Annotated in this window: 11 protein-coding genes; 1 reads left to right on the forward strand and 10 read right to left on the reverse strand. The window is 52.6% G+C overall.

Going from position 1 to position 12,853, the window contains the following annotated elements; translation table 11 throughout:
• Positions 1-7: 7 nt before the first annotated feature.
• The 5 genes from ACT3T6_RS04525 to ACT3T6_RS04545 all read right to left on the reverse strand — a co-directional run bounded on the left by ACT3T6_RS04525 (position 8) and on the right by ACT3T6_RS04545 (position 4,909).
• Positions 8-544, reverse strand: coding sequence for a YqiA/YcfP family alpha/beta fold hydrolase (locus tag ACT3T6_RS04525; protein ID WP_172117680.1), 537 nt, complete (start codon positions 542-544; stop codon positions 8-10).
• Between the two features lie 5 nt (positions 545-549).
• On the reverse strand, positions 550-681 hold the full coding sequence (locus ACT3T6_RS04530; protein ID WP_087108872.1) for an entericidin A/B family lipoprotein: 132 nt from the start codon (positions 679-681) through the stop codon (positions 550-552).
• Between the two features lie 1,002 nt (positions 682-1,683).
• Positions 1,684-3,129, reverse strand: a complete 1,446-nt coding sequence (locus ACT3T6_RS04535) for a sodium/glutamate symporter (RefSeq protein ID WP_193053625.1) — start codon at positions 3,127-3,129, stop codon at positions 1,684-1,686.
• A 114-nt stretch (positions 3,130-3,243) separates the two neighbouring features.
• Positions 3,244-3,783 carry a phosphatase PAP2 family protein gene (locus ACT3T6_RS04540; RefSeq protein WP_172117678.1) on the reverse strand — a complete coding sequence of 180 codons (540 nt, stop codon included), beginning with the start codon at positions 3,781-3,783 and terminating at the stop codon, positions 3,244-3,246.
• Positions 3,746-4,909 carry a glycosyltransferase family 4 protein gene (locus ACT3T6_RS04545; protein WP_193053624.1) on the reverse strand — a complete coding sequence of 388 codons (1,164 nt, stop codon included), beginning with the start codon at positions 4,907-4,909 and terminating at the stop codon, positions 3,746-3,748. Before ACT3T6_RS04545 ends, ACT3T6_RS04540 begins: the two co-directional genes overlap by 38 nt.
• 484 nt (positions 4,910-5,393) lie before the next feature.
• On the opposite strand from ACT3T6_RS04545, the gene ACT3T6_RS04550 reads away from it, so the two are divergent.
• On the forward strand, positions 5,394-6,392 hold the full coding sequence (locus tag ACT3T6_RS04550) for a mechanosensitive ion channel family protein (protein ID WP_193053623.1): 999 nt from the start codon (positions 5,394-5,396) through the stop codon (positions 6,390-6,392).
• A gap of 45 nt (positions 6,393-6,437) precedes the next feature.
• Here ACT3T6_RS04550 and ACT3T6_RS04555 read toward each other — a convergent pair whose 3' ends face one another.
• From ACT3T6_RS04555 to phnD, 5 genes are all read right to left on the reverse strand, one after another.
• On the reverse strand, positions 6,438-6,971 hold the full coding sequence (locus tag ACT3T6_RS04555; protein WP_193053622.1) for a DUF1641 domain-containing protein: 534 nt from the start codon (positions 6,969-6,971) through the stop codon (positions 6,438-6,440).
• Entirely contained in the window at positions 6,971-9,937 is a 2,967-nt protein-coding gene (fdhF, locus tag ACT3T6_RS04560; protein ID WP_193053621.1) for a formate dehydrogenase subunit alpha, read from the reverse strand. The genes ACT3T6_RS04555 and fdhF overlap by 1 nt, the downstream gene beginning before the upstream one ends.
• A gap of 252 nt (positions 9,938-10,189) precedes the next feature.
• Positions 10,190-10,993, reverse strand: a complete 804-nt coding sequence (gene phnE / locus ACT3T6_RS04565; RefSeq protein WP_193053620.1) for a phosphonate ABC transporter, permease protein PhnE — start codon at positions 10,991-10,993, stop codon at positions 10,190-10,192.
• A 16-nt stretch (positions 10,994-11,009) separates the two neighbouring features.
• Positions 11,010-11,813, reverse strand: a complete 804-nt coding sequence (gene phnC, locus ACT3T6_RS04570) for a phosphonate ABC transporter ATP-binding protein (RefSeq protein WP_193053619.1) — start codon at positions 11,811-11,813, stop codon at positions 11,010-11,012.
• Positions 11,814-11,912: 99 nt separating this feature from the next.
• The gene (gene phnD / locus ACT3T6_RS04575; protein WP_193053618.1) at positions 11,913-12,794 is read right to left on the reverse strand and encodes a phosphate/phosphite/phosphonate ABC transporter substrate-binding protein; all 882 of its coding nucleotides are present in this window, start codon (positions 12,792-12,794) and stop codon (positions 11,913-11,915) included.
• Positions 12,795-12,853: the final 59 nt, after the last annotated feature.

The raw sequence follows: 12,853 nt of genomic DNA on the forward strand, positions 1-12,853 counted from the left end.
GTGCGCGCTAAACGAGCATTGATTGCTTGGTAAGCGCTTGGCACTGCATTAGAAAACGCTCAAAGTCGCTCAGTATGGTGTCCAGGCTAGCGTGAAGACGATGGTCGTCATTGACCATCCGTAACGAGAGTTGTTGTAACTGGGCGCGTTCAATAACGGGGCCGGGCAGCACGACATCATCCTGCCAGCCGTGGATGATATGGGTAAGCTGAGCCTGAATCATCGGCGAGGTTTCAGGGTATGCCGGTAAGCCAAGCGCAGGGGCAAGTAAAAAACAACCTAAAAGGGGATGCTGAGCGCTAACCGCAGCGCTCAGCCATCCTCCCAGGCTTGAACCCGCTAGCACACACGCTGCGGGGTTATCATTGCGTTTTGACAGAGTATCCAACAGGTGATCCAGCCGCCTGGGGGGCTCTGCCATGCCACGGTAATCCATAACGACCGGCTCACAATCATCGAGCGTTTCGGCGATCCCTTTGAGTGCCTGAATTTTCAAGGCACCGGGCCCGCTTTCCAGGCCGTGTGAAAGATAGACGGTCATCATTATGGTTATTCCGCTGCTCTTTCAATCGCCTGGCCGCCTTCCGAGATATCCTCTCCCGCGCCATGAATCGTATTACAACCGCTGATCGCCAGCAGTGTGGTTAATAGCACTACACCCATCGCCCATGTGCGTTTCATTGAATGATCCCTTCTTGTTGATCAGAAATAGTCGTGAGTAGAAACAGTCCTGCGTAAAACCATTCTTGCATAAAACAGTAAGGCTGCCATCAGCAACGCAGTAGCCCATACCAAGCGCGCCTTCGAAGTATCTTGCCTTCTCTTTATATTAGCCAGCAATAACACGTTAGGGTAAGAAGTAGTACGTTTTTGCCGAAATAAAGTGAGCAATAGCCAAACGTTCAGCTTCCCAAGTGGTGATTGGTGTCACGGTGACCATTCGATGAGCAGGTATTTTTGTCGCATGTGCCTTTTTTACACACGGCTAAAGAGGGTTTTCGTTGTTTTTAGGAAAGTGTTTTTTATTTCAAACTTTTGATTTTGTTTGTTTTTTGTTTTTATGTTGGCAGTTGGCCTAAAGCCTGCAGTATTATGAGTAGGAACAACATGAGCGGATTGATAGGAAGCAAGGGAAGGCAGGAGCCAAGTAGAAGAACAGGACGTTAAAGGACATTCACCCGCTCATTTGTATTAGCATAAGGATATGCTAATCGTCGAGGCCAGGGATTGGCTGAGATGCAAAATGACCATTTCGCGTAAGCGTTGTGGTTTTTTTGCGTTGTGTGTGTTTTTTAAGTTGTTGAAAATTATAAAATTGTTGATTCCTGGCTATAATTTGCAAAAGATTTGTACAGATGACGCCGCCGATTTAGTCTATCCTTGCAGCACACTAAATCTAAGCGGTTAGAACATGCCAATGCAGTAGCCGCGCATTTCAGGAACAAGCGTTATGGCGATGGGATTGATGTTATGCATGTTTGTGCTGTTCTTGGTGTTTTCCGCCATCGGGTTATACATGATGTTTAAAAGTTCTTTTATGGTCACAACAGACAACCACGAAGACATACCGCCCGACATTTGATGGTTACCGCCCAACGGCGCGTTCTAAAAAGAATACGTACACTAAACGATCATGCCCACGCAAGTGGGCATGATCGTTTGGGGTGAGCATAACGCGGCGGGCTACTGTTTCTGCCAGCGGCCACGGCCTCTGTCGGGCACCATGCGTCCGAAGTACAGCAGGCCAAAGACTAACCAGCCAACGGTTAAAATAGCCGAAAAGCCCAGTATAGCGAGCGCACCAAACTCGCCTATCAAGGGCAGAGCAGCGGCGGTAAATAACCCACCACCTACCACCGGTTCAAACATAAGCTGCTTATAGCCAAAGCTCTCAAGCGCGCCGGATTTATTGCTGGGGTCAGCCATTCTCATCAGCAATAAGCCCGTCACCGTGACCCCCATGGATTGTCCAAAGTCTCCAATGCCCCGCTCAAACCAGCCTTCTGGAATTACTCGGGGGGCAATCACGATAAGAACGAATAACCCCCAGGCAATGCCAGCGACGGCAAGCAGTAAAAAGGGCAGGAAGTACTCCCCTAGGGTGGTGAGTGACAGCGTGGCCAGTGCTGCGACAATGGTGAAATCAAGCGCGGTGCCAGCAATTCGCGCCATGGTGCGTGTGGAAACATGGTGCTCCAGGCCAAAGCGCGTGATCACTAACTGGACGATGACGCCGCCAATCATCGCGATAGGAAATAGCGGCACATGCGCTAATATCTCAAGACCTCCATTGCTTGCCCAGGTGGCTTGCTCAATCCACTGCAGGCCAGAGAGCAGCAGCCAACCTATTAAAATGGCAATGCCCACCAACCCAATATGCAGGCTAAGCGGGTCAGTGGTTCCTGCTTCATGCATGAGGTCTTTTTTAAATTCGCTAAACTCTTCAGTAGAAGGACGACTGTCCTCACGGATCATGTCATCAGGTTCATCGTTCTCGTTGCTGGGCGTAATGATGTTGCGGCGCGCGGCAATATTAATCATGAGCGTGCCAATGAGTACACCGGAAACAATGCCCACGGTGGCGAGACCAAGTGCAAGGTCAGCGCCTTCTTCAAACCCCAGGTCAGCGAACGTATCGGCCATGCCAGCGGCCGTACCATGGCCGCCTTCAAAGCCAATTTCAATAAGGGCACCCGCCATGGGGTTCATGTTAAACAAGGGAGCAAGTATCAACAGCGCCAGCGTCAAACCCACCACGTATTGACCCCACGCCATTGTTTGGCCAACAACGACCTGGGGGCCTGCGCGCAGCCAAATAGTACGAATGCCAGGAATCGTTTTACCGATAAAGAGGGCAGCAAATACCACGTTGATCAAAAGGCCAGGTAGCGCAGACCAGCTCTCTTGTACATACGCGGGGAAAAGGCCGGGGCTCTCTTCAAAAAAAGTAGGCAGCAAGCGGCCGATAACGTCCGGGCCCATCAATAAAAGCACAAGACCAGCAATGACGGAACTGGGTAAGAACAGCCTACGTAGCCAACCAATCCGAAGCCGCAGCGCATTACTTGCGACGAGCGCGAGAGAGATAATCACCAGTGCAATAAAAAGTTCACCAACCGTCATGGTCATCACATCACTCCTTAATGAATGCGAGAGGACGTATGCCGTCTTCACAAGACCAAGTAAATGACAGGGTTGGTTTTAACGTAGTGCGTCGTGGTTAAATTGGCGAATAGTTAATGCTTAGCCTGCCCAATAGAGGCTAAGTAGAGCAAAGCCATAACCCATAGCGGCGCCTGCAAGAACATCGCTAATGTAGTGGAGCCCGAGGCCAACACGGGAAACGGCAATTAGCAGGGCCAGTGGCACCACCAAAGGAAGTAGCCACGGCGTATGAGCCGCCACCAGTACGCTAAACATTACGGCGTGCATGGTGTGGCCACTGGGGAAACTGTAACGGTCACGCGCAGGCTCACCGCAATGCACGCCACCCAGGTAGGTAATAAAGGGCCGCTCGCGGCACAGGCGCGTTTTGATTAAGCGATAAGCCGCCATCGCCAGCAGTGCGATGCTGGTGTATTGCACCATACGCCAGATTCCATCCGGCTGTAGCCAAGGCTGAGCGGCTATCAGCAGTACCCAGATAGGCCAGTCACCTATTCGGCTGGCGGCTTGCAAGAGAATTCGCCACGGGCGAAACAGGTTGAGCCGTGTCACCCGCTGGCAGAGGCGCCACTCCAGTAAATCAAGACGATCGAATACGACAAGCGGGCGCGGACGCATGGTAATTCTCCTGGGCTTGCTGAAGGTACTGCATAAACTGGTCTGCAATGCCCGACCAGCTTTGCTCAAGTGCGCGAAGGCGCGCAACACGCCCTAGCCGTGCATAGTCGGCGGGGTGTTGGCAAAGCTCGACGGCCGCTTGCTGAAACGCGTCGCCATCATCAAGCGCTATCGTCATTCCGTTTTGATCATTTTCGATCAGTTCAGCGCTTGCTGCGTATCGATAGGCCACAACAGCCAGACCACTGGCCATGGCTTCCGTAATCACATTGCCCCAGGTTTCTGACAGCGAAGGGAAGACAAAGATATCGGCGCTGGCATAGTGGCGGGCTAATTCATGTTTATCGACGAACCCGGTGAAGTGTGCATCAGGTAGCGCCTTTTCAAGCTGCGCACGCGCTGGGCCATCACCCACAATGACCTGGGCCATATCCGGGCGCACTTCACGCATGGCTTGCAGTGTTTCCTGGAGTAGCGTGAGGTTTTTCTCAGCGGCTAAACGACCGACATAAACGGCCACGGGCTGATGGTCACTCACTCCCCATTGACGGCGTAACGCGCTATCTCGAAAAGTGGGTGAAAAGCGCTCTCCGTCGATTCCGCGCGACAGCACTTGAACGCCGTGGATGCCTTGGCGGCGTAGCGTCTCGGCTTGTAAATGGGTGGGGACCAGCGTGGTGGTACAGCCATTATGAAAGTAGCGCAAATAGCGCCGCGTGGCGGAGGATAACCACGACACGCCGTAATCGTGGCAGTAGTGGTCAAAGTTGGTATGCCAGCCCGCCACCAGAGGAATATTGAGTTTCCTCGCCGCATGTCGTGCTGCCCAGCCAAGCGGGCCTTGGGTAGCAAGATAGATCGTATCAGGACGGTACTTACGCCAGAAACGGCGCAGCTTAGCGGGCGTTACCAAGCCTACCTGTACTTCCGCATAGCCAGGTAAAGCGACAGATTTAACCTGCATTTCCTGGGCAATATGCGTAGCGCTTCCGGGTACTTTGGGGCGTGGGCGAATCACATCGACCGTTACGCCCTGCTGGTGCAGTTCGTGGTTAATGCGGCTTAGCGTGTGCGCAACGCCATTGATATCGGGTGACCACGTTTCACTCACAATACATAGCCGCATAAACGATACGCCCCTTAATCATATTTTAACTTAGTGTGGTCGGTAACGATGACATTGCCAAGTCAGGACAGTGAAAAACTAGTGACACAAATATCAATCGCCGTTTATTTAATTATTGATAGGCCTGCTTTTAACGACGTTATTATTAAGAGATTACAACCTGATAAAAGCGACTGAAAGAGGAATTTTATAATAAAAGATTCGTTGGTTATTTTTTTACCGCTGGGTGAGCTGCAGTGTTATTAGGACAATAGGGTTGTCACGGACAACTAAAAAGAGTCGTGGGCGCATGCCACTACGTTGTGTGATTTGGCTTGAGCATATTGGTAGTGCGTTGCTAAGAAGTGATATGTTTAATTAGGCTCTAATAACGTTTTAATAAAGAAGATTTGCCATGCCCGGATGGGTATTTATGAATGAACACGGGTTTACATGGCGATGAAGCTGGGCGAAATTGGCGGCGCCTGGAACAAGGAACGGAAACATGATGATCAACGACTGGATAAATGCGGGGCTCTTGATAGCTTTTCTGACGGTCGCGCTGGCCTCCGGTTTTATCATGCGGAAAAGAAAGAGCTGGTCCCACAGCATCTCCGTTCACGTTGTTCTGTTCGCCGCGAATGCGGGTTTCCTGCTGACTCTGAACAAGACCATCAATCAGATACTGGTCGACAGAAAGGTCTCCGCCATAAAGCCGGATATCATTGACGACCTGACCTTGGTGGCTATTGGTCTGACCGCCATGCAGCAAACCTTCCTGCTGATTAACCGCCTGACGGCCGATCAGGTAACGAAGGGAAGCGATAAAACCTCGGCCACAAGCATCGCTCGCATCCTTAAACTTGCAATGGTGCTGGTGTTACTGCTTTTGTTCGGTGAACATCTGGGCCTGAGCTTTTCGGGCCTCTTGGCCTTTGGCGGCTTCGGCGGTATCGCCATCGGTATTGCCGGACGGGATGTTCTAAGCAATGTTTTCTCCGGCGTGATGCTCTATTTCGACCGCCCCTTCAAGTTTGGCGACTGGATTCGTTCTCCAGACCGTAATATTGAGGGTACCGTCGAGGAAATCGGTTGGAGAATGACGAAGATCATCACCTTCGATAACCGCCCGCTCTTCGTCCCTAACTCCGTTTTCTCAACGATCAGCGTCGAAAATCCGGGGCAGATGCGTAACAGGCGCATCAGTACTACGGTCGGCCTCAGGTACGAGGATGCCGACAAGGTTGCCGCCGTCGTCAACGATATTCGCGCGATGCTTCAGAAGCACGACGGCATTGATTTCACGCAGACTCTCCTCGTCTACTTCAACGAATTTGCGGATTCCTCACTAAATATTATGGTCTATGGTTTTACCAGGACCACGAAATGGGCTGAATGGCTGGCGATCCAGCAAGATATCTACCTTAATATCATCACTATCGTGCATGGTCATGACGCCGATTTTGCCTTCCCCTCTCGGACTGTCTATCTTGAGAAGGATTAAACTCACGCCACCGTTAATAACCATACACAGCCTTAAGCAATATGTTTAAGGCCCTTCGGTAGGCTTGCTGGTGAAATCCGTCACCGGTTTATCTATGGGCTGGTCCAGCCGCTCGGAAAAAGCCCGCAGGCCTGCCAGAATCGGTTTAAGGGCATACCACAGCTCGTCATCTTTGAGCATGTGATACACCCCGGTGATGCCGGGGGCGCTGTCTTTTTCTTCTTTCTCTTTGTCCTGGCTTCGTGCTTGCTCCTTGTGCTTGGCCTTGTCCTCATGGCGATGGTTGCCAACCTGCTCAATTCCCTCTTTAAGCGCAAACATCACTTGGTAAAACCGATCTGGTGGTAGCGTTGAAAGCGTCATCACGATGACCGATAAGTTCTGAATAGTGTTAAGCGAGCCGGGTTTATTTAACCCGTCTACCGCAATACGCATTAGCTCATGATTAGAGGCAACCATGTCATTGGCAAACCGCAGCAGACCGTGCTCATGGAGCGTTTGCACCAGCCTATCAAGTTCCTCCTGAGCATCCGGGCCGATAGTAGGCGGCGGCACGTCGTAGGAAATTCGTTCGGCCATCACATTTTCCTCGGATTGGTTTGCTGGGCAGGCGGAAGCTGGTAGTCATCCTTTGCCCATTTGACCTCGACCGCAACGCCCTTATTGGGCGTACGGTGGCCGTAGCGGTAGTTGTTACTGGGGAGCGGGAGGGCGGTGTGTTTGTCGAGCACTTCAAGCTTTACGGCAACTTCCTTATAGGCAGGTGTTTGCACATCGGGGTCGTTATGTTCGCCGGTCAGCGAGTTAACCCCCAGTTTGCCGAAGTGAATGGGCATAAAAAGAGTTTTTCCTGCGGCACGCTCGGTGACGATAGCTGGAAACTCAATGCTATCCCGACGTGAAGCTATCTTGACCCATGTGCCGTCTTCGATCCCGCGCTCGGCGGCAAGCTCGGGGCTAACTTCAACAAACCCATGGGCTACCTGGTCACAAATACCCGGCGAGCGGCCAGTCTGATTGGTTCCCTGAAACTGTTCCAACAGACGACCGTTGTTCAACATTAGGCCGTACTCTTTATCCGAGGCCTCTGAAGGCTCTTTCCACTCCAGCGGAAACAGGCTAGCTTTGCCATCCTCCGTCGGAAATCCATCGGTATACAGCAGTGGCGTATCGGTGCCGTCCTCGGCAACCGGCCAGAGCAACGACTTCCAGCCTTCCAGGCGCTCGTAGCTGACCCCCGCGAACATGGGGGATATAGATGCGCACTCTGCCATGATCTCGGAGGGGTGGTTATAGCCCCAGTCGTGGCCCATTTGCGCGGCAAGGTCCGTTAAAATACGCCAATCCGGGCGGCTATCGCCCAGTGGGTCAAGCACTTGGTAGAAGCGCTGAATACGCCGCTCGGTATTAACAAAGGAGCCGTCTTTCTCGACGCTGGGGCAGGCGGGCAGCACGACATCGGCAAACTCAGCGGTACGGCTTAAAAACATGTCCTGCACGACCATAAAGTCGAGGCTTTCAAATGCGGAATGGACGTTATGGGTATTGGAGTCGGAGAAGGCCGTTTCCTCGCCAATAATGTACATGGCTTTAAGCTTGTCCTCGGCGGCGGCTTGCACCATCAGGAAGTTGCCATAACCGATTTCACTGGAGAGCTGTTCAGGCTTAACGCCCCAACCTTTGGCCCACCGCTTACGGGCATCTTCGTCGGTGACCTTTTCATAGCCTGGGTACATGTTGCGCAAGCAACCAAAGTCGCTGGCGCCTTGCACGTTATTATGGCCGCGCATGGGATAACCGCCGGTACCTGGCTTGCCGTAGTTACCAGTGACCAGCAGCAAGTTGGAAAGCGCGGTGCTGGTATCCGAACCGTGGCTATGTTGAGTAATTCCCATGGCCCATAGCAGGCAGACACGTTTTGCCCGGCCGATTAATTCAGCGGCCTCAATCAATTGCTGTTTGGGAATGCCGGTTTTCTGTTCCGCAAAATCAAGCGTAAACGGCGCCAGCGATTCACGATACTCATCGACGTTATTGACCCAGCGCCCGAGGAATTCATGGTCGGCCAGGTCGTTATCGAACATATAGCGTGATAGCGCCGACGCCCAGATTAAATCGGTGCTGACATTGGGGCGCATGAAAAGATTCGCCCGCTCGGCCATTTCATGTTGGCGCGGGTCGAACACCACCAGCTTTTGGCCGTGCAGCTTCTGTGAGGACTTGATGCGCGAGGCAATCACTGGGTGGTTTTCGGCGGTATTGCTGCCTACCAGCACCACTACTTCAGCCTGCTCTATGTCCTTGATGGTACCGGCGTCGCCACCGTAACCCACGGTGCGGAAAAGCCCTTTAGTCGCCGGGTTTTGGCAGTAGCGGGATGAGTTATCCACGCTGTTGGTGCCAATGATCAGCCGGGCAATTTTCTGCGTTAGGTAGGCCTCTTCGTTGCTGGCTTTACTGGAACCAATAAAGCCCACGCTCTGTGGGCCGTGGGTGTCGCGCACGCTCATCAGTTGGCTCGCCACCAGATCCAGCGCTTCGTCCCAACTGGCTTCACGGAACTGACCCTTTTCCCGAATCAGCGGTGTCGAGAGGCGTTTTTCACTGTTTACAAAGTCCCAGGCAAATTTGCCCTTGATGCAGGTTGAGATACCGTTAGCCGGGGCATCTGGCGTGGGCTGAACCTTAAGAATGTTGCGATCACGGGTCCACATCTCAAACGCGCAGCCTACACCGCAGTAGGTGCATACCGTTTTTGTACGTTTGATGCCCGGCTCGCGCAAAGCGGCATCCAGTTCTGAAACACCGGTGATGGGTATGGCGCTGGTGGTGTTTTCGACTTCCTTGACTATTTCAATCATCGGCCGCTTAAGCAACCAGGGCAGTGCGGTCAGCGGGCCTGTCTGGCCGTACATGCTGTTTTCCTGCAGCGCATTACACGGACAAACCGTTACACAGTGGCCGCAATGTACGCAGCTTGAGTCGTTGATCTTTTCGCCACCATCCCAGAGTACGCGCGGGTCTTCGCTGGAAAAGTCGATGCTCAGCGTCTCATTAACTTCGACGTTTTGGCACGCTTCCACGCATTGGCCGCACAGAATGCACTGGTCCGGATCGTAGGTATAGAAAGGGCTAGAAGTATCTTTTTCATGAGGCTTGGGCGTGAATTCGTAGCGCTGGATGGGTATCTGCATTTCTACCAGCGCATTGTGCACCGTGCAGTCGCCATTGTTGTTCTCGCACACGGTGCAGTAAAGCTCGTGCTTGGCTAACAAGCGATCCATTCCTTCATGGCGAGCGGCTTCGGCCTCTCTGTCTTGGCTGGAAACGTTAAGACCCTCTTCGGTACGCAGCGTACAGCCTCGTTTTATCTCGCCGTTAACATTAACCCAGCACGTATCGCAGGTTTCGATAGGCCCCAAGGAAGGGTGATAGCAGACGCTGGGTAAGTTAATGCCTTGGGCTTTTAGAAAGTCGATTAGCGGTTCATCGGCGTTGCCGGTTAATGTTTTATCATCAAACGTAATCGTGCACGGTCGGTTCATGTGGGCATTCCTCCATGGATCCCTTGTTTTTATCCTGGTATCAGTCCTCTTTAATGCGCAGATGTATTGGTCAAAAGGTAGTCAAGGGGGGAGGGTTGTAAAAGCGGGCGGCTCGGGATTGAACTTAAGTTAAAGCGTGAAAGGGGAATTTGAATGAGTATTCCGGAGACGCCGCGGCCTTCTGTATTAGCGCATTTATAGTGACAGCCAACGGCGATTTTAGATAAGTAAGCGCTTATATTTGATTGTTCGCTAAATCACTCGTTTCCGGATTTGTGAGGACAATTGTTCAAAGGCAATTACGACCACCAGAATGAATAGAATAATAGTCAGTGCGCGATCAAAATTGAAAAGCCGCATGGCAGCAGCTAACTCAACACCGATGCCGCCAGCCCCGACCAGGCCTAACGTAACTGCTGAGCGCAGGGCCTTTTCGACGCTATATAGGCTAGTCGCGGTCATGGAGGCCAACGTCTCCGGCAAAATTGCGCCGCCGATCACTGAAAGCTTACCCGCACCGGTAGCGCTAAGCGCTTCAGAAGGCCCCGGGTGGACTTCTTCGATACGCTCCGAGAAAAAGCGCGCTGCAAAACCAATGGTGTCCATGATGATCGCCAACACGCCGGCCATGGGGCCCAAGCCAACGGCCACCACGAAAATGAGCGCCCAAATCAGGTCCGGAATGGTGCGCATCGTCGAAACAATAAACCGCGTTAGGGTGCGAACCCAGGAGGCGGGGGTGGTATTACGTGCCGACAGCAAGGCAAACGGTAGGCTAAGTATTACCCCAATGGTCACGCCCACAATGGCAATGTTTAGCGTTTCAAACATCGACCATGCCAATACATCCAGATTGCTGAGATCGGGGGGGAAGGCGCGACCCAAAAAATGGCTCAGATTCACGATTCCGCGCAGCAAGCGCTCAAGCGTGACATTGGTCGCCATAGCCCCTTGAATAAACAGGGCTAAAAACGCCAGGGCAATACCCCAGGTAAACAGTGACGGTCGCTTAAATCGGGGCGGCAACGCCGTCGCAAGCGGACGATTAGTAGGCATGGGCTGCTCTCGGCAGTTAGTGGGTAACGGGCGTTAAACGAGTAGGGGTCGAAAGCAGTGGTTGATCGACACGGGTCTCGCCTTGATACAGTTGCTGCATATCGTCTAATTCGACCTGTTGGCGTAGCGAGTCTAGGACAATTCTTCCTGCTTTCATCCCTACAATACGGTCGCCGTATTGCTGGGCGAGCTCTAGCTGATGCAGCGTGCAGAGCACCGTCATGCCTCGCTCTGTCACGACATCCAGCAATAAGTCCATGATTTCACGGCCGGCTTTAGGGTCAAGGCTGGCAATAGGCTCATCTGCAATAATAATTTCGGCATCCTGCATAAGTGTTCTGGCGATGGCCACGCGCTGCTGTTGGCCGCCTGAAAGTGCCCGACACTCAGCCTGTGCTTTATGCGCCAACCCTACTCGCTCAAGCGCCGCCATCGCCCGTTCGCGCAGCTCATCACTGGCGAAACAGGCAAGGCTGGTGAGAAGTCCTAAACGCTGCTGGCCAAGTGCACCGTATAAAACGTTTTGAAAAACACTCACGTTTTGAACCAGATTGAACTGCTGGAACACAACGCCTATTTTCTGGCGCAGCCTGCGCATTTGGGCTGTCGACAGGCGCGTTAGCGGCTCGCCAAGGATGTGGATACTGCCTTGGTCGTGAGGTGCCAAACCATTGAGACAGCGCATCAACGTCGATTTGCCGCATCCATTGGCGCCCAGCAAAATAACGCATTCGCCTTGGCGAACGCTGAGATTTAAGCCGCGTAGTACATGAAGCTTTGCGTAGTATTTATGCAAGTCGGTAATCGTGATCGCATTCATACAAAAACCTCCTGCGTTACTGCCAGGAGGGGGAGGTTATAGGCCATCATGTTGAAACCTTTAAACGGCACGTCCTTGTGCATGTTGAGTAACTAACCGTTAAAGGGGAATGCCCGCGGCTTCGTACGCTTGACGGACTACGTCGTAATCTTCATTGGTGCGGTCAAAGCCCAGTGATGAGTCTCGGTTTAAGAATTTGCCTTCGTTGCGCTCTGTGGCAATCAGAGCACTCCACAGCATATCGGCATTGGCATTTAGCGTGTCACGCAGTGCTGTTTTACAGGCATCATCTAAAGAGCCCCGCATAACCACCGGATCGCCAGGCAGCACATCGCTAGTGGCGATAACACGGTATTCGCCGTTAGGATCCATGGCCTGAATCTCATCAATGTCGCGATTGCCGCCGCCCATGGCATCAACATCGCCATTGACCAAGGCAGCAATACGCGCGTCGCCAGCCATGATGATTTCCAGGTCCCGGTTAATATCCAGCCCGGCATCCACCAGCATTTGGCTTGGGAAAATATGTCCACTGGTAGAGCCAACATCCTTCAGCGCTACGCGATTGCCTGCTAAATCTTCAAGAGATTCGATATCGCTATCGGCGGGCACATAGAAGCTGCTGCCATAGTGTGGGCGCTCGATGGCGAACAGAATTTCAATATCGCTTTCGCGATCGAACAGCACGAATTCCGAAGGACCGGCAAATACCAGGTCCACATCGTCATATTGAAGCGCTGTGCCTGCCGCTGTACGGTTGCTTAGGCTAAACATCTTAAGCTCAAGTCCGGTCGTTTCCTCAAACGCCTCAGCGAAGGGGCCAAACGCTTCTGCCAGTGGCCCCATGCCTTCAATACCCGTATCGGCCATGCGCAGTGGGTTAGGGCAAATGCCGCTTAAATCTTCATTGGCATAGGTGGTGGCGGTTGTTGCCAGCGTTGCGGCGGTGGAGAGTGCAAGCGCGAGGAGTGACTTGTGCATTGTGAGCTTCCCAAGAGAGGAGATATCAGAGGCGACGCAGCTGTAGCTTGCCTAGCATG

It is taken from the genome of Halomonas sp. 72 (assembly GCF_052379785.1).
Lineage (GTDB): Bacteria > Pseudomonadota > Gammaproteobacteria > Pseudomonadales > Halomonadaceae > Vreelandella > Vreelandella citrativorans.